The sequence below is a fragment of the Pseudomonas sp. Irchel 3H9 genome (genome assembly GCF_900187495.1).
GTDB lineage: Bacteria > Pseudomonadota > Gammaproteobacteria > Pseudomonadales > Pseudomonadaceae > Aquipseudomonas > Aquipseudomonas sivasensis.
In genome coordinates this window covers 767,493-792,793 of sequence record NZ_FYDK01000002.1, presented here as the reverse complement: position 1 = coordinate 792,793, position 25,301 = coordinate 767,493, and the positions used below count along the sequence as shown (strand labels likewise).

Annotated in this window: 26 protein-coding genes, 1 tRNA gene and 1 pseudogene; 23 read left to right on the top strand and 5 right to left on the bottom strand. The window is 59.5% G+C overall.

Annotated elements, in window-relative coordinates:
- The first annotated feature begins 162 nt into the window (after positions 1–162).
- From CKW32_RS09525 to CKW32_RS09475, 11 genes are all read left to right on the top strand, one after another.
- Positions 163–465: a DUF1883 domain-containing protein gene (locus CKW32_RS09525; protein WP_003173824.1), complete on the top strand. Its 303-nt coding sequence runs from the start codon at positions 163–165 to the stop codon at positions 463–465.
- A 25-nt stretch (positions 466–490) separates the two neighbouring features.
- Positions 491–655 (top strand): hypothetical protein, encoded by a 165-nt coding sequence (locus CKW32_RS28290; RefSeq protein ID WP_095184721.1) that lies wholly within the window; start codon positions 491–493, stop codon positions 653–655.
- Positions 656–659: 4 nt separating this feature from the next.
- Positions 660–1,325, top strand: a complete 666-nt coding sequence (alkB, locus tag CKW32_RS09515; protein WP_095184720.1) for a DNA oxidative demethylase AlkB — start codon at positions 660–662, stop codon at positions 1,323–1,325.
- A gap of 75 nt (positions 1,326–1,400) precedes the next feature.
- Positions 1,401–2,447 carry a bifunctional DNA-binding transcriptional regulator/O6-methylguanine-DNA methyltransferase Ada gene (gene ada / locus CKW32_RS09510; RefSeq protein ID WP_095184719.1) on the top strand — a complete coding sequence of 349 codons (1,047 nt, stop codon included), beginning with the start codon at positions 1,401–1,403 and terminating at the stop codon, positions 2,445–2,447.
- A 106-nt stretch (positions 2,448–2,553) separates the two neighbouring features.
- Positions 2,554–3,612, top strand: coding sequence for a nitronate monooxygenase family protein (locus CKW32_RS09505; protein WP_095184718.1), 1,059 nt, complete (start codon positions 2,554–2,556; stop codon positions 3,610–3,612).
- 117 nt (positions 3,613–3,729) lie between these two features.
- On the top strand, positions 3,730–4,488 hold the full coding sequence (gene modA, locus CKW32_RS09500) for a molybdate ABC transporter substrate-binding protein (protein WP_095184717.1): 759 nt from the start codon (positions 3,730–3,732) through the stop codon (positions 4,486–4,488).
- Complete coding sequence (modB, locus tag CKW32_RS09495) at positions 4,489–5,169, top strand: molybdate ABC transporter permease subunit (protein ID WP_095184716.1); 681 nt, start codon at positions 4,489–4,491, stop codon at positions 5,167–5,169.
- Between the two features lie 5 nt (positions 5,170–5,174).
- Positions 5,175–6,254 (top strand): molybdenum ABC transporter ATP-binding protein, encoded by a 1,080-nt coding sequence (gene modC, locus CKW32_RS09490; RefSeq protein ID WP_095185022.1) that lies wholly within the window; start codon positions 5,175–5,177, stop codon positions 6,252–6,254.
- A gap of 72 nt (positions 6,255–6,326) precedes the next feature.
- Positions 6,327–7,355: a DNA topoisomerase IB gene (locus CKW32_RS09485; protein ID WP_032885714.1), complete on the top strand. Its 1,029-nt coding sequence runs from the start codon at positions 6,327–6,329 to the stop codon at positions 7,353–7,355.
- A gap of 124 nt (positions 7,356–7,479) precedes the next feature.
- Positions 7,480–9,102 (top strand): ABC-F family ATP-binding cassette domain-containing protein, encoded by a 1,623-nt coding sequence (locus CKW32_RS09480; protein WP_095185021.1) that lies wholly within the window; start codon positions 7,480–7,482, stop codon positions 9,100–9,102.
- 69 nt (positions 9,103–9,171) lie between these two features.
- Positions 9,172–9,876 (top strand): YoaK family protein, encoded by a 705-nt coding sequence (locus CKW32_RS09475; RefSeq protein ID WP_095184715.1) that lies wholly within the window; start codon positions 9,172–9,174, stop codon positions 9,874–9,876.
- A gap of 144 nt (positions 9,877–10,020) precedes the next feature.
- On the opposite strand, the gene CKW32_RS09470 is transcribed toward CKW32_RS09475, so the two are convergent.
- From CKW32_RS09470 to CKW32_RS09455, 4 genes are all read right to left on the bottom strand, one after another.
- Complete coding sequence (locus tag CKW32_RS09470; RefSeq protein WP_095184714.1) at positions 10,021–10,374, bottom strand: hypothetical protein; 354 nt, start codon at positions 10,372–10,374, stop codon at positions 10,021–10,023.
- 172 nt (positions 10,375–10,546) lie between these two features.
- The gene (locus CKW32_RS09465) at positions 10,547–10,858 is read right to left on the bottom strand and encodes an AzlD domain-containing protein (RefSeq protein WP_095184713.1); all 312 of its coding nucleotides are present in this window, start codon (positions 10,856–10,858) and stop codon (positions 10,547–10,549) included.
- The gene (locus CKW32_RS09460; protein ID WP_095184712.1) at positions 10,855–11,550 is read right to left on the bottom strand and encodes an AzlC family ABC transporter permease; all 696 of its coding nucleotides are present in this window, start codon (positions 11,548–11,550) and stop codon (positions 10,855–10,857) included. The genes CKW32_RS09465 and CKW32_RS09460 overlap by 4 nt, the downstream gene beginning before the upstream one ends.
- Before the next feature lie 71 nt (positions 11,551–11,621).
- Positions 11,622–11,837 carry a hypothetical protein gene (locus CKW32_RS09455; RefSeq protein WP_003191339.1) on the bottom strand — a complete coding sequence of 72 codons (216 nt, stop codon included), beginning with the start codon at positions 11,835–11,837 and terminating at the stop codon, positions 11,622–11,624.
- A 230-nt stretch (positions 11,838–12,067) separates the two neighbouring features.
- Between CKW32_RS09455 and CKW32_RS09450 the strand changes: the two genes are divergently transcribed.
- The 7 genes and pseudogenes from CKW32_RS09450 to CKW32_RS09420 form a co-directional block, all read left to right on the top strand.
- Entirely contained in the window at positions 12,068–13,351 is a 1,284-nt protein-coding gene (locus CKW32_RS09450) for an arsenic transporter (RefSeq protein WP_095184711.1), read from the top strand.
- 12 nt (positions 13,352–13,363) lie between these two features.
- A complete protein-coding gene (locus tag CKW32_RS09445; protein WP_095184710.1) occupies positions 13,364–14,155 on the top strand; it encodes an AraC family transcriptional regulator in 792 nt (263 codons plus the stop codon).
- Between the two features lie 73 nt (positions 14,156–14,228).
- The gene (locus CKW32_RS09440; RefSeq protein WP_095184709.1) at positions 14,229–14,840 is read left to right on the top strand and encodes a LysE family transporter; all 612 of its coding nucleotides are present in this window, start codon (positions 14,229–14,231) and stop codon (positions 14,838–14,840) included.
- 317 nt (positions 14,841–15,157) lie between these two features.
- Positions 15,158–15,451: a hypothetical protein gene (locus tag CKW32_RS09435; protein ID WP_081797647.1), complete on the top strand. Its 294-nt coding sequence runs from the start codon at positions 15,158–15,160 to the stop codon at positions 15,449–15,451.
- A gap of 235 nt (positions 15,452–15,686) precedes the next feature.
- Entirely contained in the window at positions 15,687–18,401 is a 2,715-nt protein-coding gene (gene mgtA, locus CKW32_RS09430) for a magnesium-translocating P-type ATPase (RefSeq protein ID WP_095184708.1), read from the top strand.
- Between the two features lie 65 nt (positions 18,402–18,466).
- Positions 18,467–18,814, top strand: coding sequence for a DUF2493 domain-containing protein (locus CKW32_RS09425; protein ID WP_095184707.1), 348 nt, complete (start codon positions 18,467–18,469; stop codon positions 18,812–18,814).
- Between the two features lie 18 nt (positions 18,815–18,832).
- Positions 18,833–19,072 (top strand): annotated as a pseudogene (locus CKW32_RS09420) (hypothetical protein); the annotation flags it as partial.
- On the opposite strand, the gene CKW32_RS09415 reads toward CKW32_RS09420, so the two are convergent.
- The gene (locus tag CKW32_RS09415; protein WP_095185020.1) at positions 19,036–19,734 is read right to left on the bottom strand and encodes a tellurite resistance TerB family protein; all 699 of its coding nucleotides are present in this window, start codon (positions 19,732–19,734) and stop codon (positions 19,036–19,038) included. The pseudogene CKW32_RS09420 and the gene CKW32_RS09415 overlap by 37 nt on opposite strands.
- A 103-nt stretch (positions 19,735–19,837) precedes the next feature.
- Between CKW32_RS09415 and CKW32_RS09410 the strand changes: the two genes are divergently transcribed.
- From CKW32_RS09410 to CKW32_RS09385, 5 genes are all read left to right on the top strand, one after another.
- Positions 19,838–20,365: a DinB family protein gene (locus tag CKW32_RS09410; protein ID WP_095185019.1), complete on the top strand. Its 528-nt coding sequence runs from the start codon at positions 19,838–19,840 to the stop codon at positions 20,363–20,365.
- 154 nt (positions 20,366–20,519) lie between these two features.
- Positions 20,520–20,801 carry a hypothetical protein gene (locus CKW32_RS09405; RefSeq protein ID WP_032885726.1) on the top strand — a complete coding sequence of 94 codons (282 nt, stop codon included), beginning with the start codon at positions 20,520–20,522 and terminating at the stop codon, positions 20,799–20,801.
- A 254-nt stretch (positions 20,802–21,055) separates the two neighbouring features.
- Positions 21,056–21,142 (top strand) — tRNA-Leu (locus CKW32_RS09400).
- Positions 21,143–22,356: 1,214 nt separating this feature from the next.
- Entirely contained in the window at positions 22,357–23,529 is a 1,173-nt protein-coding gene (locus tag CKW32_RS09390) for an acyltransferase (RefSeq protein ID WP_143499347.1), read from the top strand.
- Positions 23,530–24,054: 525 nt separating this feature from the next.
- Positions 24,055–25,293 (top strand): ABC transporter substrate-binding protein, encoded by a 1,239-nt coding sequence (locus CKW32_RS09385; RefSeq protein WP_095184704.1) that lies wholly within the window; start codon positions 24,055–24,057, stop codon positions 25,291–25,293.
- The last annotated feature ends 8 nt before the right edge of the window (positions 25,294–25,301 follow it).

Below are 25,301 nucleotides of genomic sequence, written 5' to 3'. Positions count from 1 at the left end.
CGCCCACGTAGGATTTATCCCTGATTACTCGGTAAATAACTGTTTTAAATTGTCGACGACGTTGAAGACAGGCCGATAATAAACGCGCTGGGGCTGATAAACTCCATCTTAACCTACGTATCGTTCTGATTTTTCAGAAAAAGCCCTTCTGGAGACACCCTCATGAAATTCATTCACCAGCGCGAGCACCTCAATGAGGGAGATATCGTCGTCATCGAATGCTCGCAGACTTGCAATATCCGCCTGATGAGCGATGCGAATTTTCGCAGCTTTAAAAATGGCGGCCGTCACACTTACCACGGCGGCGCGTTCGACAAGTTTCCCGCCAAGATCACTGCTCCCAGCACCGGATTTTGGAACATTACCCTGGATGTAGTGACCCGCCGCGCCATCAGCGTTACGCGCAAACCCGCGCTGTCCCACAAGATTCGCATTGTACGTCGCACCAGCACCAAGCTGAGCTGATTCGAACACGCCACAGGAAATCACCGTGACCACCACCAAATACGTAATCAAGTACAAACTCAACGGCGAACGCCGCTTTGAGTTCGCCCAACTGACGACCAACAGCGTGGAAGAGGCCTTGCAGGCTTTGGCGAAAATCCATGATGCCAGTGATGTGATCACCGACATCAACGTGAGCAAGGCGCTGTAAGAACATGCCCGGCCCCACAGCCGACCTTTTCGCCGATGACGCCTTGCAACAACCCGCAGGGCGCGAGCAAATTGGTGAACAGTCCTACGTATTACGGGGCTTCGCCCTGCCGTGGATGGAGCGGCTTCTGCCCGAGTTGCGGCGCGTGCTGGCTCAATCCCCGTTTCGGCAAATGGTCACCCCTGGTGGTTTCACCATGTCCGCGGCGCTGAGCAGTTGCGGCGCCCTGGGTTGGACCACCGACACCAGCGGTTACCGCTACAGCCCGCTTGATCCGCGCAGTCAACAACCGTGGCCGGCACTGCCCGATGCTTTGCGACAACTTGCCGTCCTGGCGGCGGCAGACGCCGGGTTTATCGACTTCGCGCCCGACGCTTGCCTGATCAACCGCTACGTACCAGGCGCCAAAATGTCGCTGCATCAAGACAAGAATGAACGTCAGTACAGCGCGCCCGTGGTGTCGGTTTCGCTGGGGTTACCGGCGATTTTCCTTTTTGGTGGACACCAGCGCAGTGACAAAACCCAAAAGGTCTCGCTGTTCCATGGCGACGTGGTTGTCTGGGGCGGCGTTGATCGCCTGCGTTTTCATGGTGTGATGCCGATCAAGGAAGGCGTGCACCCGATCATGGGCCCGCAACGCATCAACCTGACTTTTCGCACCGCTGGCTAATTTGAGCGCAAGCTTCGGAGTGCCTGACCGGCGCGGCACGGCTAATCTGGCCGGGATCCGTCAAGAGTGCCGAACATGACTACCGAACAAGATCCGCGCTGGGCGGCGATACTCGCCCGTGATTCCAAGGCCGACACGCTGTTCGTCTACGGTGTGAAAACCACCGGCGTGTATTGCCGTCCCAGCAGCGTCTCGCGCTTGCCGCGCCCGGAAAATATCGAATTCTTCGACACACCCGCGCAGGCCGAAGCAGCCGGTTATCGTCCCAGCAAACGCGCCGCCGGTGATCAGACTCAACGGGCCGCGCAAGACGCACAACGGGTGGCCGACGCCTGCCGCCATATCGAGCAGGCAGAAATCCCACCCAACCTCAACACCCTCGCCACCCTCGCCGGGCTGAGCCCTTTCCATTTCCATCGGATCTTCAAAGCCGTCACCGGCTTGACGCCGAAGGGCTACGCCAGCGCACATCGCTCACAAAAAGTGCGCAACGGACTCAAGGCAAAACAGACGGTGACCGATGCCTTGTACGACGCTGGCTTCAACTCTAATAGCCGCTTTTATGAATCAGCCGACCAGTTGCTGGGGATGAAACCCAGTGACTACAAGGCCGGCGGCACCAACAGTGCAATCCTGTTTGCGGTCGGAGAATGTTCACTGGGTTCGATTCTGGTGGCCCAGAGCAGCCGCGGTGTGTGCGCGATCCTGCTGGGGGATGAGCCGGACCAACTGGTGCGTGACCTGCAAGACCAGTTTCCCAACGCTGACCTGGTGGGAGCCGACCACAACTTCGAACAGCTGATCGCACACGTCGTAGGTTTCATCGAGGCACCCGCCCTCGGGCTGGATTTGCCGTTGGACCTGCGCGGCACCGCATTCCAGCAACGGGTCTGGCAGGCGTTGCGCGATATACCGGTAGGCGACACCGCGAGCTATGGGCAAATTGCCGAGCGCATTGGCGCGCCCAAGTCGTTCCGGGCTGTAGCCCAGGCCTGCGGCGCTAACCGTTTGGCGGTCGCGATTCCGTGTCACCGCGTGGTACGCAGCAATGGTGATCTGTCCGGCTATCGCTGGGGCGTTGAGCGCAAGCGGCAATTGCTCGACCGTGAACGCGACCACTAAACCCGCACGAAAACGCAACGTCGTCCAGTGAATAAAACGGACTGGCCGCACGGCGGATGCCCTGCTAAAACAGCGAAAAGTCCGACGATCGCTGGAGACGCACCCCATGAGCAACTGGCCAGACACGCGCATTCTCGACCTATTGGGCATCGACCTGCCCATCATTCAGGCGCCCATGGCCGGTGCTACTACCGCTGCAATGGTCATTGCGGCCTGCCAAGCCGGTGCACTCGGCTCAATGCCTGCGGCGACACTGAGTATCGAGCAACTGCGCGAGGCGCTGACCACTATTCGCCACGCCAGCGCCCGCCCTATCAACGTCAACTTCTTCTGCCACCAGCCGCCCGAAGCAGATGAAGCGCGGGATCGCCGCTGGAAGGCGTTGCTGGAGCCTTACTACCGTGAATTGGGCGCTGACTTTGAGGCGCCTACCCCTGTCAGTGACCGCGCCCCGTTCAACGACACTGCCTGCCGGGTAGTGGAAGAATTCCGACCCGAAGTCGTCAGTTTCCACTTCGGCCTGCCGGAAACATCCTTGTTGGACCGGGTAAAAGCCACCGGCGCCCGGGTGTTGTCGTCGGCCACCACCGTGGAAGAGGCCGTTTGGCTTGAACAGCACGGTTGCGACGCAATTATCGCCATGGGCAGTGAGGCCGGCGGGCATAGAGGATTATTCCTCAGTGATGACCTCAACACGCAGATAGGTCTGTTCGCCCTCTTACCCCAGATCGTCGACGCCGTGAAGGTGCCAGTGATTGCCGCCGGTGGTGTTGGCGATGCACGGGGTATTGTCGCGGCGTTTGCCTTGGGGGCGAGCGCGGTACAAATCGGCACCGCGTATTTATTCACGCCTGAAGCGACGGTCAGCGCGTCCCATCACCGCGCACTGCGTCACGCACAGGCCAGCGAAACTGCGCTGACCAACCTGTTCACCGGCCGTCCGGCGCGAGGCATCGTCAACCGGGTGATGCGTGAACTGGGTGCAATCAACCCGGCAGCACCCGCGTTTCCGCGTGCTGGCGGCGCTTTGATGCCCCTCAAGGCCAAGGATGAAGCGGGTTTCAGCAACCTGTGGTCAGGCCAGGCACTGCGCCTTGGCAAAGACATGACGACCTACGACCTGACCCGCGAACTGGCCGAGCAAACGCTGGCCAAACTTAAATAACCCAGACATCGGTGGCAAGTTTGCGCTGTACCGGCGATGGCTAACCGCTATATATTCCAATACATAGCGATTAGCCCTTCTCCCTAGAACAAGCCGTACATCCCAAGGAGCTGCTTCATGATGATTCACGCCTCACGCCTTGCCTTGCTGGTCGCTGCATTCTCTTTCGGCTCCGCCCACGCTGATGAGGTGCAAGTGGCCGTCGCCGCCAACTTCACCGCGCCGATCCAGGCTATTGCCGCCGACTTCGAAAAAGACACCGGCCACAAGCTGGTTGCTGCCTACGGCGCGACCGGGCAGTTCTACACCCAGATCAAGAACGGTGCCCCGTTTGAAGTGTTCCTCAGCGCCGACGACACCACCCCGCAAAAACTCGAAAGCGAAGGCGACACCGTCAAAGGCACGCGCTTCACCTACGCCGTGGGCACCCTCGCGCTGTGGTCGGCCAAAGACGGCTATGTGGACGCCAAGGGTGAAGTCCTGAAGAAAAACGACTTCAAGCACCTGTCCATCGCCAACCCAAAAGCCGCACCTTACGGCCTGGCCGCGACCCAAGTACTGGCGAAAGAAGGCCTGACCGAGAAGGTCAAGGACAAGCTCGTCGAAGGCCAGAACATCACCCAGGCATTCCAGTTCGTGTCCACCGGCAACGCAGAGCTGGGTTTTGTCGCCTTGTCGCAGATCTATAAAGACGGCAAAGTCACCAGCGGTTCGGCGTGGATTGTCCCCGCAGCCATGCACGACCCGATCAAACAAGACGCGGTGATCCTCAACAAAGGCAAAGACAGCGCCGCTGCCAAAGCGCTGGTCGAGTACCTCAAAGGGCCGAAAGCCGCTGCCGTCATTAAGTCCTACGGTTACGAGCTGGCCAAATAAATGCCCCTATCGAGTGCCGATTTTTCCGCTATCTGGTTGACCATCAAACTGGCGTCACTGACCACCGTGATCCTGCTGGTCATCGGCACTCCAATTGCCCTGTGGCTGTCGCGCACCCGCTCCTGGTGGCGCGGTCCCATCGGCGCGGTAGTGGCCCTGCCGCTGGTGTTGCCACCCACGGTAATCGGCTTTTACCTGCTGCTGACCATGGGCCCCCATGGCTACTTCGGGCAGCTCACCCAATGGCTCGGCCTGGGCACCCTCACCTTCAGTTTCGCCGGGCTCGTCATTGGTTCGGTGATCTATTCCATGCCGTTCGTGGTGCAGCCGTTGCAAAACGCCTTCTCCGCCATCGGCACTCGCCCATTGGAAGTGGCCGCGACCTTGCGCGCCAATCCATGGGATACATTCTTTACGGTCATCCTGCCCCTGGCGCGCCCGGGGTTTATCACTGCCTCGATCCTCGGATTTGCCCACACTGTCGGTGAGTTTGGCGTGGTGCTGATGATCGGCGGCAATATCCCGGACAAGACCCGCGTGGTCTCGGTGCAGATCTACGACCATGTTGAAGCCATGGAATACGCCCAGGCCCATTGGTTGGCCGGCGCCATGGTGGTGTTCGCGTTCCTCGTGTTGCTCGCGCTCTACTCCAGCCGTGAAACCAAGATGGGCTGGAGCTGATGTCGATGATTGATGTACGCCTGCAACTCAACTATTCCGGCTTTGCCCTGGAGGTGGACCTCCATCTTCCAGGGCGTGGTGTCACCGCGCTGTACGGGCATTCCGGCTCCGGCAAGACCACCTGTCTGCGCTGCATCGCCGGGCTGGAGCACGCCGCCGACGGTTTTATCCAGGTCAACGATGACGTCTGGCAAGACAGCCGCAGCGGGTTGTTCGTGCCGCCCCATAAACGCGCGCTGGGTTATGTGTTTCAGGAGGCCAGCCTGTTCCCGCATTTGTCGGTGCGGGCCAACCTGGAGTTCGGCCTCAAGCGCATTCCCCGCCAGCAGCGCCGGGTGGACATGGCCCAGGCCACGGAGCTGTTGGGGATCGGTCACCTACTTGAGCGAAACCCCCAGCACTTGTCCGGCGGTGAACGCCAGCGCATCGGCATCGCCCGCGCCTTGCTCACCAGCCCGAAACTGCTGTTGATGGATGAACCGTTGGCCGCCCTCGACAGCCAGCGAAAAAATGAAATCCTGCCGTACCTGGAACGCTTGCACGACGAACTGGACATCCCGGTGCTGTACGTCAGCCATGCCCAGGATGAAGTCGCGCGCTTGGCGGACCACATCGTCCTGCTCAGTGACGGCAAGGCGTTGGCCAGCGGCCCGATCGGCGAAACCCTGGCGCGGCTCGACCTGCCGTTGGCGCGGGGCGACGAAGCCGGCGTGGTGATCAACGGCACCGTCAGTGCCTATGACGCGGACTATCAGTTGCTGACGCTGCATCTGCCCGACAGCGCCCTGTCCATGCGCGTGGCCCATGCACCGCTGGCCGTGGGCAAAGCGCTGCGGGTCAAGGTGCAGGCGCGAGATGTCAGCCTCAGCCTGCAAGGATCGGAACCGAGCAGCATCCTCAACCGCTTGCCCGTAACGGTCATCCAGGAAATACCCGCAGACAACAGCGCCCACGTGCTTGTACGCCTGGAAGCCGAGGGCACGCCCCTGCTGGCGCGCATCACCCGCTTCTCCCGCGACCAGTTGCACCTGCATCCGGGCCAGACGCTGTGGGCACAAATCAAGGCAGTCGCGGTACTGGCGTAACCATTTGGCACGACCGCAAAACGCTGTGGTCAATCAGACATACCGGCCTGATTTGTTGCCAAGGAACCCGCTATGCCTGACTCCGCGATCCCCGCCGACCTGCCCCGCGACCTGCATTACGTTGACGACACCCAGCCCGGCATTCGCCGCAAACATGTGCGCGGCAAGTTCCAGTATTTCAATGCCAAGGCTGAGCGCATCACAGACAAGGACGAAATCAAACGTCTGAACGCCCTCGCCGTCCCGCCCGCCTACACCGACGTGTGGATCTGCGCCGACCCGCGTGGCCATCTGCAAGCCACCGGACGCGACGCCCGTGGACGCAAGCAATACCGCTACCACCCACGCTGGCGCGAAGTGCGCGACACCGACAAATACTCACGCCTGCAAGCGTTCGGTAGCGCACTGCCCAAGCTGCGCAAGCAGCTGGAAGCGCAACTGGCCGAACCCGGTTTTACCCGAGAAAAAGTGCTGGCCACGGTGGTGATGCTGCTGGACGCCACCTTGATTCGAGTCGGCAATACCCAGTACGCACGCGACAACAAATCCTACGGTTTGACCACGCTGCGTAACCGCCATGTGGACGTCAAGGGCAGCGAGATTCAGTTCCAGTTTCGCGGCAAAAGCGGCGTGGAGCATCAGGTCAGCGTCAAGGATCGACGCTTGGCGAACGTGGTCAAGCGCTGCATGGAATTGCCCGGGCAGGATCTGTTTCAGTATCTGGACGAAGACGGCGAGCGGCGCACCGTCAGTTCCCATGATGTAAATGCGTACCTGCACAGCCTCACCGGCGCCGACTTTACCGCCAAGGACTATCGCACCTGGGCCGGCACCGCCATGGCGCTCGCCGTGTTGCGTGAGTTGGAGTGGCAGCCGGAATCCGACGCCAAACGGCATGTGGTGGCCATGGTCAAGGACGTGGCCCGGCAGTTGGGGAATACACCGGCAGTGTGCCGCAAGTGCTATATCCACCCGGCAGTGCTGGAGCATTTCAGCCTGGGCGAACTGCACACTTTACCCAAGCCTCGGGTGCGCAAAGGGCTCAAGGCTGAGGAAGTCGCACTGGCCATGTTCCTTGAACAGCTCGCCAAGGCGAGTTAGGCTCTGCCTCCTTTCTGCCCTATGGGATGACCGCCGACGTGAACCACTAAGCCTTCCAGAATGTACCTGCAACGAGCCGCCTGGCGTGCTTGTTGGCCTGTTCGACATTGCTTTGGAGGTGCTGATGACTCACGTCAACCGGCTGCCCGCGTTGGTTTCCCTGCAACACCTGTCTTTCCAATTCGCCAACGGCGAAACCCTGCTGGAAGACCTCACGCTGTCCATTGACCTTACGCCCACCGGGATTGTGGGGCGCAATGGCCGGGGCAAAAGTGTTCTCGCCAAGCTGATCGCCGGGTTGCTTTCACCCTCCTCCGGCGCGCTGGATCGCCCGCCAAACGTGGCATATGTGCCACAGGCGGTTGTCGTCGAACCGGGGGATACCGTCGCCCAACTCACGGGAATCGCAGACGCCTTGGCGGCGTTGGAGCGCATGGCCCAAGGCACCGCCAGCGTGGAAGATCTGGCATTGATCAATGAACGCTGGGACCTTACCGACCGCTTACGCAGCGCTTTGGATACAGCGGGGTTGTCACAGCTGAGTGCCAGCACGCCTGCCGAGCAACTCAGCGGTGGCCAACTGGCGCGGGTTGTGGTGATCGGTGCGCTGTTGTCTGCGCCGCAGTTGCTGGTGCTTGATGAGCCCACCAACCACCTCGACAGCGCAGGCCGCACGTGGCTGCTGCGGGTTCTGGCTGATTGGCGTGGCGGCCTGGTGGTGGTCAGCCATGATCGGCAGTTGCTCAATAGCCTGGGGCGCATCATCGAGCTGTCGCCCCTCGGCGTGCGGGTTTATGGCGGTAATTACGATGCCTATCGCGTGCAACGAGACAACCAACAGCAGGCCGCTGTCGCCGCATTGGAGCACGCACGCCTGGAGCGCAGCCGCGAACGCAAGCGCCTGCAAAAGGACCACGACAGCCTCCAACGCAACGCCGCCCACTCCCGCAAGCAGGCGCAAGTCGCCAACGTTGACCGTTTCACCAAGGCACGCTGGAAAGGCGCAGCCACACAAATCGTCAGCACCGTACGCAGCGCCCATCGGCACCGCAAAGAAGATCTGGACAGCCAGGTGCGCCAGGCTTACGAGCGGGTACAGGATGAGTCGACAACGTTGCTCGCGTTACCGGCGTCGACGGTGCCCAGCGGGCGCACAGTCGCGACCTTAATCGATGCCCAACTGCCGTGGCTGCCCGCGAGGTGCGTCAACATGCACCTAACAGGCCCGGTACGTGTCGCGGTGCATGGGCCGAACGGTTGCGGCAAGTCCACGCTGCTCAAGCTGTTGGCTGGCCAATGGCAAACGGTCACGGGGCAATGCAGCGTGCACGTGCCCAGTGCCTACATTGATCAGCATCTCACCCTGCTGGACAACCAGCGCTCGATCATCGAACAGCTCAACCTGCTCGGTACACCGCTAACCGAAGCCGAGTTGCGTGCGCGCCTGGCCTTGCTGCAACTGGACGCCCTGCGCGTGACACAACCCGCGGTGCAACTCAGCGGCGGCGAACGTTTGAAAGCCGCGATGGCGATTGCCCTGTGGCGCCACGTGCCCGCGCAACTGTTGCTGCTCGACGAGCCTACCAATCACTTGGACCTGGAATCAGTGAGGGCTTTTGAGCAGGCGCTGCAAGGGTTTAGCGGAGCGATGGTGGTGGTGTCTCATGATGAGGCGTTTGTGCAGGCGATCGGGCCGACGCACCGCTTGAACTGGACGCAGGAGGGCTGGCGCCTGGAAGCTGTCTGAGGTCATTGCATGCGTGGTCAAAGCGCCCTACCGTAGTGGCCGGATAATCTCACCGTGGAGCCCGGTCCTATGCTGCCTTCGTCCCGAAAGCCTTACGTCAATGCTGCACTTGCCCATCGACAGCGTTGGCGCGGCCGGGTCGGCATGATGCTGGTGGCCAGTCTTTCGGTGCTGGCGGGCATGACCGACGCCATCGGTTTTATGGCCAGCGGCGACTTCGTTTCGTTCATGAGCGGCAACACTACGCGCCTTGCGGTGGCAATCAGTGCCGGGGACTTGGGGCTGACGGCGCGATTGTTATTGCTGGTCGCCACCTTCGTGGTCGGCAACGCATTGGGCGTAGTAGTGAGTCGTTTTGGCAAGCGGCATGCACTGCCTTTGCTGCTGTGTATTGCTGCGTTGTTGTGCGCAGGCGCGCTGTGGCCGTCAGACGATACCTTGCCCGCGTTGCTGGCAGCGATCATTGCAATGGGCATGCTTAATGCGGCCGTCGAAGAGGTCAACGGTTTGCCCGTAGGCCTTACCTACGTCACGGGTGCGTTGTCTCGTTTTGGCCGTGGCCTGGGGCGTTGGATGCTGGGCGAGCGTCGCAATGGCTGGCGGGTGCAGTTGATCCCGTGGGGCGGCATGTTTGTGGGGGCCGTGATCGGCGCGTTGCTGGAGCAGCAGATGGGCCTGAAGGCGTTGCTGGTCAGCACTGTGTTGGCTGGGGTGTTGGGAGTGGTGTCACTGAAGATCCCTCGTCGCTGGCACTTGGGTTTCATGCCGCGATAAGGGGAAAAGATGCTCGCCCGACAATTTGGCCTCGACGTCCTTGTACTGGTAAAGAGCCATCAAGCCGGGCGAGCAGTGAGAATGATAAGCGAATGTCCGGCGGCTGTCCCGCCGGGCGTTTCCTAAACAGACTAAGGCAAGGGACTACAGACAAGTCGCCAGCGCGGCCAAACGACGCTTGGCAGGCATCTCATCCTCGGCGGCGTAGTATTTGACGGACGATCCGGCACCCGCACTTTGCACGTCGACGAAGTAATCGCCACCGGTGGTGTAGACGGTGAAACCACCCGCCCCGTTCGGCTCTTTGAAGCCGCCGGCATCGACGCCAAACACGCTTTCATCCTGCCAGCCAAACTGGATGCACTCGGCAACCACCAGGGTGGCCTTGTCCGATGCCAGAGTCTTGTAGGGGGCTCCCGAACGGGCTTCGTTCATCTTCGAACCTGCGCAGCCGGTCAGTGCTGCCAATACCAATGCGCCCATTACCACCTTGTGCATGCCATCGCCTCCATGAAAAAAACGCGACTGTAGCATTGCCGCGCAGCTGACTGACGCCTGGATGAACTTTGTTTCACTGTGACGCAGGAGCGTGCCATCTATAGTGGCTTGGCTCATTTTTAGAAGTCTCCCTTCTGCCCGCCCTCCCGCGGGCTTTTTTTTTGCCTGCGCGTCAGAGCCACCAACGGAACAGATAGAACAACGCCATGCTCAGCAGCACCGTAAGCAGCACATTGCGCGTCCAGAACATCAACGCGACCGCACTGATACCCGCCAGCAAATAGGGATTGGCCGGACTCAGGTTGAGCTGATGGTCAGCGAGAAAAATAATTGGCCCGCAAATCGCTGTAAGCATACCTGGCACGGCAAACCCGAGAAACTCCCGAGCGCCACGGTTGAGGCGCACCGGCAGGCGCGGTTCGATAAACAGGTAGCGGTTGAGAAATACCACCAGGCCCATGCCCACAATCATCAGGTAAATCATCGCTGCCCTACTCCCAATCGCTTGCAGACAAACCCTGCGCTCATGCCCAGCACGCCGGACACCACCACCGCTGACTCCCAGTGCAGGAAACTCAGCCACACCGAACACAGCAGCGACACCGCAACGCAGACCACGGTCGGCACATCCCGCACAACGGGGGTGATCAGAGCGATAAACGTCGCGGCAATGGAAAATTCCAGGCCCAGTTGATCAAGACCGGGAATGCTTTTGCCCAACACGATGCCGGCCAGGGTGAACAGGTTCCAGGCGATATAAAACGTCAGGCCGACGCCCAAGGCAAACCAGCGATTGAAGGTCTGGCGATCATAGTGGCTGACCAGTGCGAAGAACTCATCGGTCAGTAGAAACCCCAGGCTCATGCGCCAACGGTTATTAAGTGCCGACAACGTGGGGCGCATATGCATGCCGTACAGCAAATGCTGGGACGTCAGCAGCAAGGTGGTCAGCACGATGGAAATCAGGCTGGCGCCACTCTTGACCATCCCGATGGCAACCAGTTGCGCAGCACCGGCGAACACAATGGCGGAAAGGCCTTGGGCCTGCAGCGGGGTGAATTGAGCATCGATGGCCATGGAGCCGGCCAGCAGCCCCCAAGGGGCACACGCCAGGGACAAGGGAATAACGGCGATGGCGCCGCGAGCGAAGGCGTAATGAGGTAAGGCAGTAGGCATGGAGACGGCTCATCGACAGACAGTCGACAAGCATGCCAGCGTAATCAGGGAGTTGTCTTGAACGATCTTGCTCAAGCGAGCTTTACAGAGACCTGCTCCACCGAGTCGCGAGCTTCACGCAATTCGTAGGCGTCCTGGTTCAGACGATGAATCGTATTGAGCAAGCGCTGACGCAGCACTTCATCGCCGAGCTTTTCGACGGCGCGCATCAGGTCAAACGCCGCGGTTTCGTTATTTTCCGCGACGGAATCCAGGGTCTTGCGCAGGTTACGAGTGGCACGGGTCACGCGGGGTCTTCCTTCTTCAGCAATGGGCGGGCACTTTAGGACATTCGTGTTTCATTTTAATTTCAATCACTTGTGGTTGATTTGTCGGTGTTTGATCCACGTCAATTGAAACAAGGTTTGGCTGAAATATCGGGAAATACGTATATTCCCTAACCCCCTTCATACAACCCGCCATGGTTGCAGACCACAACGGGCCAGCACCTGCCGCTGAGCCACCGGAGCGTTAATTCATGCTTGTCGCCGTTGCTATTTTTATCGCCACCATCGTCCTGGTTATCTGGCAGCCCAAGGGGCTTGGCGTCGGCTGGAGCGCCACCTTGGGCGCGATCCTGGCCCTCGCCTGCGGCGCGGTCAGCCTTTCGGACATCCCCGTGGTATGGCACATCATCTGGAACGCCACCGGCACGTTTGTCGCGCTGATCATCATCAGCCTGTTGCTGGATGAAGCCGGTTTCTTCGCCTGGACCGCGCTGCATGTGGCGCGTTGGGGCCGTGGACGCGGCCGTCGCTTGTTTGCCTATATGGTGCTGCTCGGTGCGCTGGTGTCGGCGCTGTTCGCCAATGACGGCGCGGCACTGATCCTTACTCCGATTGTCATGTCGATGCTGCTGGCCCTGCGTTTCTCGCCGGCGGCGACCCTGGCGTTCGTCATGGGTGCAGGCTTTATCGCCGACACTGCAAGCCTGCCACTCGTGGTATCGAACCTGGTGAACATCGTCTCGGCGGACTACTTCAAGATCGGCTTCAACGAATATGCGGCGGTGATGGTTCCGGTCAACTTTGTCAGCGTCGCGGCCACGCTGGCGGTGTTGCTGTGGTTCTTCCGCCGCGACATCCCGCAAACCTACGACCCCGCCGACCTGGCCGACCCCGCCAGTGCCGTCCACGACCGTGCCACCTTCCGCGCTGGCTGGTGGGTGCTGGGCATCCTGCTGGTCGGCTGTTTCGCGCTTGAGCCACTGGGCATTCCCATCAGTGCGATTTCCGCCGTATGTGCCGTGCTCTTACTGGTCATCGCCGCCAAGGGCCATAAGATCTCCACGCGCAAAGTGCTGAAGGAAGCGCCGTGGCAGATCGTGATCTTTTCCTTGGGCATGTACCTGGTGGTCTACGGCCTGCGTAATGCTGGCCTCACGGATTACCTCGCCACCTGGCTCGACACCTTTGCCGAGTACGGCGTGTGGGGCGCGGCCATGGGCACCGGCGTGCTGACAGCCTTGCTGTCGTCAGTCATGAACAACCTGCCCACAGTGCTGATCGGCGCGTTGTCCATTGAGCACAGCCATGCCGTGGGCGTGGTTAAGGATGCGATGATCTACGCCAACGTCATCGGCAGCGACCTGGGCCCGAAAATCACCCCCATCGGCAGCCTCGCCACTTTGCTGTGGTTGCATATCCTGGCGCGCAAAGGCATCACCATCACTTGGGGTTACTACTTCAAGGTCGGGATTGTGCTGACCTTGCCGGTGCTGCTGGTCACCCTCGCTGCCCTCGCCCTGCGTCTGAGTATCTGACGGAGAATGCCGATGAAAGCCCTGCAACACGCCTGGCTTGGCAACTACGAAGTCAGCAGCACGGTTTGCACCGGCCTGACGTTCGCTCGCCATAGCCACGACGAGTGTGTGATCGGCGTGAACCTGGTGGGCGAGGAGAAAGTCTGGCTGGACCGCAGGGAATTCGACGCCGGGCCGGGCAGCATTACGCTGTACAACCCAGGGCAGATTCAAGGCGGCGGTGCGGCGGATGGCGCGCCTTGGCAGTTCGTCAGCCTCTACGTCACGGCGGATCAATTGGCCGCGGACTTGGGCTTGGCGCACCTGGAGTTTGATCGCCCGTTATGTTTTCAACCGCTGCTCGCGCAACGCCTGGCGGCGGCGGTGAAAGGCGCATTGAGCGTCGACGCCTTGGTTCGCGAGCTGAACGAAGACGCCTTGGTGTCGCTGCTGGGAGAGGTGGTCGCGATCAGCGGCGTGCGTCTGCCCAGCACCCCTGCCACGGCCAACCCCATGGTCAGCCGCGCCCAGGAGTTGCTGGCGGCGCACCTGCATCAATCGCTGCCGTTGGACCACCTCGGCGATGAGTTGGGGCTGTCCAAGTTCCACCTGCTGCGCGCCTTTCAGAAAGCCACCGGGCTCAGTCCTCGGCAGTGGGCCATGCAACTGCGCACCCGTCGCGCTAAGGGTTTGTTGCGCATGGGCGCGCCAGCCTCGGACGTCGCCCATGACCTCGGGTTTGCCGACCAGAGCCACCTCAATCGGCATTTTCGCGCGGCTTACGGCATGACCCCGGGTCGTTACCAGAACGTCGTAAAACGTTGAACTGCGCAATCTGGTTCAAGACACCCTCCAACCTGCGCCTCACACTGCCCCCATCAATTGAAGGAACGCGGGCATGTTGACGATCTTTTTCTACGCGCTGGTATTCGGGTTTGTGTTTTGCCTCTCCCCTGGCGCCGTGCTGGCGGAGACCTTACGGCGCGGCTTGCTTCACGGCTTTACTCCCGCGCTGATGGTGCAGATCGGCTCACTGGTCGGTGACGCCGTCTGGGCCGTGATCGGCCTGACCGGCATTGCCCTGCTGATCCAGCACGACGCCGTGCGTGTGCCGCTGACCATTGTCTGCGCGCTGTACCTGGCGTGGCTAGGCGTGCGTAGCCTCATCGACGCCTGGCAGTTGCCCGAAGCCGGCAGCGCACCGGCCAGCTCCGGGCAGAATGCCTTGGCGGTGGGCGCGGCGATCTCGTTGGCCAATCCGAAGAACATTGTTTACTGGGGGGCATTGGGCAGTGCCTTGTCTGGCATTGTCGGCGCCACGCCCAGCCATGGGCAAACCTTGATGTTTTTTGCAGGCTTCATGCTGGCATCGGTGTTGTCCTGCTTTCTGATCGCGGCGCTGGTTAACCTGTTACGCAAAAACGCTTCGCCCCTGTGGCAACGCATCAGTTATGGCGCCTGCGGGCTGGTATTGATATATCTGGCGATTCTCGCCGCGCACGGTATATGAAGTTATATAGCCAACAACTTCCGACGCGTTCTGTCTGAATAAAGTCTGAACACTGATCAGTTTAATTAATCATGCATTGACAATTTGTAACTGTCTGAGTAGATTGCCCCTGCCCGCAACTGGGGCCTTTTTTAAACCTCAAAAAAGAAGCCAATGGACACAGTATCTAGTCGCTGTCCGAGCACCGCATTTGCGGGCGTCGGGCGCCAAACCCAGAATATGACAGGACTCGTCTCCCCGGTCCGGTAAGCTGCGCTAGAGCTTGATGCTCCACCGTAACTGCCTCACCGGATGCCCGTCCGGTCCCGAGGTGTGTTATGACCTTCCAACTCCTTGTTTTACCCGATGTACGCACGCTGGCCGCAGCCCTGCGCGCCAAGCCAGGCCGAGCACCCGCAGGCTTTTGCCCTGCCCGGTCGACCTTTGTTGCACCCTCCCCTCAAGTGCATCCAGCCCGACCGCTGGCGCACTGGCGTATCTGCCCGCAAAGCGGCCAATTGATGCAGCACTGGGAACATGCCGACCCTCAAGACCCGCAGAGACCGAAGGTTTCCAGCCTGGCTCACGCTGGCTTGATGCTCGGTCTGTATGTGAGCGCTCGCGCCGCCTGACCTGGCTGAAAACAGCAACTTTCTTATTTATTCCCTGGAGTTCTTTATGAACGCATCCAGTCGTAGCCCGCTGCACGTTAGTTAACTAACGCGCTGTTGGCGGGCCTTATAGAAGTTATGTGAACACTTTAATAAAACCGATCGCGAAGTCCGCGGCTCGGCATGCTTTTGCTCGCCTGTATTCAGGTAAGTACAGGGTATGTTTTGTCGAGAATTGGCGACAGGAGTACAAACAATGAGCGCCGTAAAAAACACGCCACTGAGCAAGAAAAAGAGCACCTGCGAAGGCACCAAACTGTCGATGCGTGCCGCCCGCGAAGCCCAAAACGGCCTGCAAGCCACCCTGGCCAACGTACGCGCCACCCAGGATGGCCTGACCGAATTGGACGCCTCTGCACGTCTGCAACGGGAAGGCGCTAACGAAGTCGCCCATGACAAGCCGCCGCACGCCCTCATCCAGTTCCTGCACGCACTGAACAACCCGTTCATCTACGTGCTGCTGACCCTGGGCGCCATCAGCTTCTTTACCGATTGCTGGCTGCCGATGCAGGAAGGCGAAGACGCTGACCCGACCAAAGTCATCATCATCATGACCATGGTCCTGCTCAGCAGCCTGTTGCGCTTCTGGCAGGAGCACCGCTCGGCAAAATCCGCCGAGGCCTTGAAGGCCATGGTGCGCACCACCGCCACCGTACTGCGCCGTGAGCAAGTGGGCAGCCAACCGACCCTGCGCGAAGTACCGATGCGCGACCTGGTGGCGGGCGATATCGTGCAACTGTCGGCCGGTGACATGATCCCCGCCGACATCCGCCTGATCGAATCCCGAGACCTGTTTATCAGCCAGGCCGTGCTCACCGGCGAAGCCTTGCCAGTGGAGAAGTACGACACCCTGGGCGACGTTACGCAAAAAACCGCAGGGCCGGTGATCGCCGATCAAGGCAACCTGTTGGACCTGCCCAATATCTGCTTTATGGGCACCAACGTGGTCAGCGGCCGGGCCACGGCCGTGGTGGTGGCCACCGGACCGCGTACCTACTTTGGCTCCCTGGCCAAGGCGATTGTCGGCTCGCGAGTGCAGACCGCGTTCGACCGTGGGGTCAACAGTGTCAGTTGGCTACTGATCCGCTTCATGCTGGTGATGGTGCCCATCGTGTTCTTCCTCAACGGCTTCTCCAAGGGTGACTGGGGCGATGCCTTCCTGTTTGCGCTGGCGGTTGCCGTGGGCCTCACCCCGGAAATGCTGCCGATGATCGTCAGCGCCAACCTGGCCAAGGGCGCCACGGCCATGGCCAAGCGCAAAGTGGTGGTCAAGCGCCTCAACGCGATTCAGAACTTCGGCTCCATGGACGTGTTGTGCACCGACAAGACCGGCACCCTGACCCAGGACAGAATCATCCTCGAACATCACGTCAACGCCTTAGGCCAGCGTGATGATGCCGTGCTGTCCCTGGCTTGGCTCAACAGCTACCACCAGAGCGGCATGAAGAACCTGATGGACCAGGCGGTGGTGCAGTTTTCGCAACAGAACCCGACATTCCAAGTGCCGTTTGCCTACAGCAAGGTCGATGAGTTGCCCTTCGACTTTGTACGCCGCCGCCTGTCCATCGTGGTCAGGGACGCGGCCGACGACCATCTGCTGGTGTGCAAAGGCGCCGTGGAAGAGATGCTGGGTATTTCCACCCATGTAATGGACGCTGGCGCCGCGGTGCCGTTGGATGAGCGCCGTCGCGAGCAACTGCTGTCAATTGCCAACGATTACAACGAAGACGGCTTTCGCGTGCTGGTGGTGGCGACTCGCACGATCCCCAAGGCGTTGGCACGCCAGCAGTACACCACCGTCGATGAGCGCAACCTGGTGATCCACGGTTTTCTGACCTTCCTCGATCCACCGAAGGAAACCGCCGGCCCTGCGATTGCCGCACTGCAACAGATCGGCGTGGCGGTCAAAGTGCTGACCGGCGACAACGCGGTCGTCACCAGCAAGATCTGCCGTCAGGTCGGACTTGAGCCCGGCCAACCGCTGCTGGGCGTTGAAATCGAATTGATGGACGACGTCACCCTCGCGCGCCGAGTGGAGGAACGCACGGTATTCGCCAAACTCACGCCGTTGCAGAAATCCCGTGTGCTCAAGGCCCTGCAAGCCAACGGCCATACGGTGGGCTTCCTCGGGGACGGCATCAACGATGCCCCTGCGCTGCGCGATGCCGACGTGGGCATCTCGGTGGACAGTGGCACCGACATCGCCAAGGAGTCGGCCGACATCATCCTGCTGGAAAAAAGCCTGATGGTGCTGGAGGAAGGCGTGCTCAAGGGCCGCGAAACCTTCGGCAATATCATGAAGTACCTGAACATGACCGCCAGCTCCAATTTCGGCAACGTGTTCTCAGTGCTGGTGGCCAGTGCGTTTATCCCGTTCATGCCGATGCTGGCGATCCACTTGCTGCTGCAAAACCTGATGTATGACATCTCCCAGCTGGCGTTGCCGTGGGACAAGATGGACAAGGAATACCTGGCCAAGCCACGCAAGTGGGACGCGAAAAACATCGGCCGTTTCATGCTGTGGATCGGGCCGACCTCGTCGATTTTCGACATCACTACCTTTGCGCTGATGTGGTACGTGTTTGCCGCCAACAGCGTCGAGATGCAGACGCTGTTCCAGTCCGGCTGGTTTATCGAAGGACTGCTGTCGCAAACCCTGGTGGTGCATATGCTGCGCACCCGCAAGATCCCCTTCTTCCAGAGCACGGCCGCATGGCCTGTGCTGATGATGACCTGCTTGGTGATCGTACTGGGGATCTACGTGCCGTTCTCGCCCCTGGGCACCCTGGTGGGCTTGCAGCCACTGCCACTGGCTTACTTCCCTTGGCTGTTGGGCACCTTGCTCAGCTACTGCTGCGTGGCCCAACTGATGAAAACGATCTACATCCGCCGCTTCAAGCAGTGGTACTGATCACCCCTGCCGTTTAAACGGTGGCGGTCGCTGGGCCGCCACCGTGTCTTACAAGGAATCGGACTATGCGCATCTTGATCTGTGCAGGTCGTCATTACGCCGACACCAAAAAGTCTCGCCAGGTGCTGGACGCCTACCATCGCCTGCGCCCGGTGCAGGTGCTGATCCACGGCGGCAACCAGTTTCTCGGCAGCGACATCGAAGAATGGGCCCGTGAAATCGGTATCGACGTGGTGCGTTACCCACCCAATTGGCAACGCCACGGCAAGCAGGCAGAACGCCAACGCAACCACTTCATGCTGACCGACAGCCACCCCGACGTGGTCATCGCCTTGCCGGGCGGTGAGGACACATCGGAGCTGGTCTGCCAGGCCCGAGCCAGCGGCATTTCGGTACTTACCGTAGAAAACTGAACCCAAGCGAGGTGCGTCATGCACAACCTACACACCCCAAAGCGCCCTGACGGGTTTGCCAAATACCGCGCGCGTCACCGCCGCGATGTGCGCCACAGCCTGCTGCTGTTGCCGCCGGCCAAACGTCGTGCACTGCGGCGCAATCTGATCTTTATCGGCCTGGCCCTGAGCGTTGTTTTGCTTATCGCCGTCGTGTCGAAGGCCAATGCGGCAGGCGCTGCCTACGCTGGGGTTTTAAGCTGCTGCTCAAGTTGCAGCTGCATTTGAGGATCAATGCTCAGCGTAGCCGCCAGCTCATCCAGATAATTGCGCTCTGCGTCCTGCTGATCATCCACCAGCATCACACTGGCCAGGTACACCTCGGCCGCTATCGCCGGGTCATGTGCGAATTCGGCAAAGTCCGCAGCATCCAAGGGCTTGGCGACTTCGGCGTCGAGCCACTGCTGCAGTTGCGGGTCGTCGGTGTGCTTGCCCAGTTCAGTGGAGATCATTTGCTGCTCTGCGTCATCGATCCGACCGTCGGCCTTCGCCGCGGCAATCAAGGCACGCAACACCGCATGGCTGTGGGCCTCGGCTTCAGGGCCACCCAGCTGGTCGACTGTCTGAAAGGACGACTGCGGTTTGGAGGCCTGCTGACTCTGCCATGCCTGATACGCCTTGAACGCCATCATCCCCAACGACGCCAACGCCGCGTAATTCATCCCGCCGGAGCGCCCCGGTGCAGAACGTGTCGCCGCCCCGCCACCGAGCATGCCGCCGAGGCCGCCTAACAATCCACCCAGACCGCCACCGCCCGAGGCATTGCCGGTGCTGGTGCCCTTGAGCAAACCGCCGAGCAGCCCGCCCAGACCGCCGCCAGCAGCGCCACCGCCGGACTGCCCGGCGCGCAGCAGTTGTTCGAGTAGGTCGCTTGTGTTCATGGTGTCACCCTTGCGCGCGTAGAATTGGCGTTCAACAACCATAGTCCGCCGCTGCCGAAACTCCATGACCGCCGAGCGGGCGCGTATTCAAGCAGGGAAACCCGTGAACCGAATCGAGCAGATTGCGCTGATGGCGACCTACAACCAGTGGATGAATCGCAAAGTCTATGACGCCGCCGCCAGGCTTTCGGATGCGCAATTACGCACGGACCGTCAGGCTTTTTTCGGCTCGATACTCGGCACACTCAACCACCTGGCGCAGGGAGACACGGTCTGGCTCAAACGCTTCGCCCAGCACCCGGCAGGCTTTACAGCGCTGGCCCCACTGGAAGCCATTGCCATGCCCGTCGACCTCAAGCATCTGGCCTTTGCCGACCTTAGCGCGCTGGCTGCCCGTCGTGCCTGGCTGGACCAACTGATCATCGATTGGACCAAGACCCTGCGCGAGCCTGATCTCGACCTGCGCTTGCATTACCACAACATGCGTGGCGCCGCCGCCGACAAGCCCTTTTCCAGCCTGCTATTGCACTTTTTCAATCATCAGACCCACCACCGGGGTCAGGCGACCACCTTGCTGACCCAGGCCGGAGTGGATGTCGGCGACACGGACCTGCTGGCACTGATCGACTGACGGCAGCGCGCTTCTGAGCAGGCTAGAGCCATAAACGAACGCCTAGGCAACTGTGAGGTCGTAATGACAGGTGCCGGGATCTTTCTGCGCCCGCCCTCTTCGCACCCGTCGTGGGTTTACCGATGGGTGCACCCCATAAGAAGGAGACGCTTACATGGTCATTCACTTCAAGGTCGCCGGGCATCTGGCTTGCGGCCACCACGGTACCAACCTCCCCTCCAGCGCTGAGCTGAACCGGGTCAAGTGCCGTACCTGCCGCAACACTGAGGCCTACAAGGAAGCCCGCCGCACCCAACGCAATGCCGCTCGGCGTGCTTCGCGCAAAGCCAAGTCACCCACCGCCACTGACTGGCGCAGCGCCTGGACCCAACGTCTCACCGACCTGCCAGGGTTGCAGCGTTTGCCCAGAGGGTTCAGCGGCCAGCCTTTCGTTTAGGCCTGCACACGCAAGCTCCGGCTAAACCGGGGCTTGTTTGCGATCGCTCTGCCTTTCTGCTGAAGATTCATGATGCCCATCTGTGATTCTTGTGTTCGGGTAGCAGAAACCTACTGGACTCTCTTTTAAAACCCCTGTAGCCCACTGATCTTTCGAGCTTTTTCATCTTGCTCGATGCCCAACAAAGGTGCGTTACGGCCTTGCGCATACGCGCCTTGATCTATATATTCCCAACCCTGCTACACCGCGCTACCGCCCGAATGGCGAAACTGGTAGACGCATGGGACTTAAAATCCCCCGCTCGTAAGGGCGTCCCGGTTCGATTCCGGGTTCGGGCACCATAGATATCAAGGGCTTGCATGATTAACGTCATGCAGGCCCTTATCTTTTGCGCTCCGCAATTGTTGACACTGCTTCGCAACTCCCTTCCCTGGCGTTCCGCCGACGCAAATCAAATCGGCATACTTCACCGACTACTTCGCTGTTCTCATGACTGCATAGCAAAAAAGCCCAGCAATCGCGCTGGGCTCAGATAGGGAAACTCAGTAAAAAATATGTGCCGTGCTACTTAACCCTTAAAGCTTCTGTGGCGACTCCGTACCTGCGAGGGGATCCAGCCACCACCAGCATGGCGATAGACGAAGAAACCGAAGCAACCAAGTCTCTGCCCTAACCAGGTCCGCCCATACACTCTGCGGTGCTGGAAAGCATTGCTCCCGCCTGCTGCACTAGCTTTCTCCACTCATCGCTGGTGATGAGTTCGGCAAGCTCCATCGCGTCAGCCCGCCGCAGCAATCCAAAATACTTAACCTCTGCGTCCGTTTGACTTACGGCCTGTGTAAACAGGTCGCGCCAGGCTGTCATGGCTAGTCTTCGCTGTGCCTCTCTCATCGAGGGCCCCTAATGGTGAGATGAGTCAGTATGTATTAGGTTGCCGGGCGCGTTCGGCGTGATCTCGTTATTGCCGACCAATGGCGGCCATAAGCCATTAATCGCGAGGTTTTGGCTCAGTCACGGGAAAGTAGTGGGTCCGTTCGCACTGATCGTTGGCGTTTGCTGGACGATCTTCGCGCTGAGCTTCTTGTATCTGCCCTTCGGAGCGCCATCTATTGAGTCGGGAATCCTGACGATTACAACTTCCCCAGGTGTTACATAGAGCCCGCTACGTGCGTGGCTTTCTGCTTTTGCGACATCCTTTTCACCTGGCATTTACAGGACAGGGTGCTAAATCACCCTACTCCTTTGAAGAATTCCCTTTAGGCCCGCCCACAAGCGGGCTTTTTTTTGCCCGTCAGAAAGGCGCCAGAGCCTCTTCGGGCTCAAGCTCGGCCTCCAAACCGCGCCTGCCGTACGCGCACAACAATCTGACTGCCCGCAACGAACCTTCCTACAAAGCGAATTGTCGAAATGTGGCTTTGGTCACGCGTCTGCGCGCCCACCTATCAGGGAGAACCCAGCAGCCATCACCGGCTAATAGTCGGCGTGGTACCGGTTTTCTCGTGCCCGCTAGATAAAAGCCAACTATTCACGCGACATCTCAAGAGGCAAAGGAATCGTGCCCGAACAAAAAATGCATGCCTGCAACACAATTGATGAGTCCTTGGGAAATGCAAAATTGCCCGTAGAGCGGCTAGAGTCTTTAACATTTCTGCGCTTTGTTGCAGCCATCGTAGTGGTTCTTTTCCATTACGGAAAAGAAACGCAAATTTACGCAAGCTTGCCAACGATACTGAATTGCGGGCCGATCATGGTCACTTTCTTTTTCGTACTGTCAGGCTTTGTGCTCGCCCTATCGAATACAAAAAAGAACATTCCGACCTCACAATTCTATGTAAACAGAGCCGCCAGGATATTGCCCATTTATCTAATAGCGCTACTGGCTTACATGGCAATAACAAGCAGCTCACTAAACGGCAAATTTTTTATATCCGCCGCCCTTATTCAAGCGTGGTTCCCAAAATACGCAACGACTTTAAATTACCCTGGCTGGTCTGTTTCAGTTGAGATGTTTTTCTATTTGATTTGCCCATTGCTGATTTTTGTCAGCAATACAAAAAAAGACGTACGCCTCAAGGTGTGGCTGGCGTCCTCGCTACTCCTTTGGGTTTTCAGCCAAGTCGTGCTCAGCTACTACAGCCGTACAGACCCCTATGGCAATACCAGTCCGCGCCTGCACTCGCTGATCAATTATTTTCCACCTTCACACCTGTGCAGCTTTGTCCTTGGGTTCACTGCCGGGCTCATGTTCAAAGCAGGCGTATTGCGCAACGTCGTCGGGGAGAAGACTGCGCTCGTTCTCAGCATCGTGTCGTTCGCCATTATCGGCAAGATCATTGATTACGGCCCAAGAATAGATGATGCCATCGGCGCGCACTTAGCGTACGGAAGTAGTTTCACAGCTATCCTGTTTGCCCCAGCGATTTACTTTTGCGCCATAGCAAACAACTTACTAAAAAAAGCCCCCTTCATACCCGTGCTTGTCATACTCGGAGAATCCAGCTATTCGCTTTACATACTGCAAGCGCCGGCTCACCTTGCTTTCCAAATGCTGCCGACTCAGTTTCTTTTTGAATCCAGTACGATTAATTTTTCAGTCTTTGTCATCTTTTTAATTTCGCTGTCCATCGCTTCATACTTCCTGATTGAAAAAACCCTTTCAAAAACAATCAAAACTTTTTATGCAAAACGCATGAAGCGTTCACCCGTTAAAACTGAAGCCGTAGCCTGAGAATATCGCCTCGCCGTTCTCCCGTGCTCACGCGACGACAGATTGAACACTGACCGTATTTGCATCATGCAAGCGTGGGCGTGGCTCTTGAGGCGCCGTTTACACGGCGTAAAGCAACCGCGCACCTGTTCCAAACGCACGCACACGGTGCGTCGTTTCTACCCAGGTGACATTTTTCGGAGCGTGGCCAGCGTCGCCATACACCCTGGTTTCCTTTAAAATCATAAACATAGCGTTTATGGCCTGAAGCTTGCTTTTAAGCTATCGCCGCGCCATGCGGCACTCGTTTCCCTCATCCTCTCAGGGTGGGCGACCCAGCCTCAACGATGCGGCTGGTGTCTCCAAGTGAAGCGAATCACATATCCAGCCGACAGCGCCGTCGGTATGTGAAATCAGGCCCTCCTTCCCCGCCTGCATTTCTTCCCAGACCTTCTTTCCTTCATTGCAAACCGTCATGCCCGGCGCTTTTCCTGGCGTGCTTCGGGCTGCAGTGGATAGGGAGTCCGGGTTTCAGGAGTCTTCCGAATGGCTATGAATCGTCGTGCTTTCCTGCGTGCATCTGCGATTTCCGCGGCTGCTGTGTCCACGTTGAGCCTCAAGAGTTTCTCGGCGTTTGCTGCCGACGACGCGATCAATATCGCCTCGCTGTATGACAACTCCGGCGGCCTCGACATCTACGGCAAACCCATCGTCGATGCGCTGACCTTCGCTGTCGAAGAACTCAATAGCTCCGGCGGCTTGCTCGGCCGCCCGCTCAACCTGATCAAGTACGACACCCAGTCGAACATGCAGCTTTACGCGCAATACGCCCAACAGGCCGCGCTCAAGGATCGCGCGGCGGTGGTGCACGCCGGTATCACGTCGGCGTCGCGGGAAGTGGTGCGTCCGGTGCTGGACCGCTACAAGACCCTGTATTTCTACAACAACCAATACGAAGGCGGCGTGTGTGACCGCAACTTCTTCGGCACCGGTGTCACACCCGGCCAGACCGTGGAGAAGCTGGTGTCCCATGTCACCAAGAAGTGGGGCAAGAAGGTCTACATCGTCGCGGCGGACTACAACTACGGGCAGATCGTCACCGCCTGGGTCAAAAAGTACGTCGAGCAAGCGGGCGGCGAAAGCGTCGGCATCGAGTTCTTCCCACTGGACGTGACCAACTTCGGCGCGACGATCTCGAAGATCCAGGAAGCCAAGCCGGACTTTGTCTGGTCGGCGCTGGTGGGCGGCGCGCACATGTCGTTCTATCGCCAGTGGAAAGCCGCAGGCATGACCGGCAAGCTACCGATTGCCTCCACCACCTTCGCCGGCGGTAACGAGCACATCGTGCTGTCGCCGGAAGAATGCAACGGCATCCTGATCTGCCAGAACTATGTGCAGGAACTGGCCACGTCGCAGAACCGGGCGTTCGTCGAGCGCTTCCATAAGCGCTTCGGCGCGGACTATCCGTACATCACCGAACTGGCCATGGGCGCTTACCAGGGCATGATGCTGTGGGCCGAAGGCGTGCGCCAGGCAGGTACGGTGGAGCGCATGGCCGTGACCCAGGCCCTGGAAAAAGGCATCAGCCTGGACCTGCCCAGCGGCAAGGTCAGCATCGACCCGGCGACCCACCACTGTGTGCTCGACGTGCACATCGCCGAAGTCCGCGACCGCCGCCTGGAGGTGGTCGAAAGCTTCGCCCAGCAAGCGCCGTCCGACACCGCCGCGGTGTGCGACCTGGTGAAGAACCCGCGCGACGCCAAACAATACAGCATCGCGCTGTAAGGAGGCCG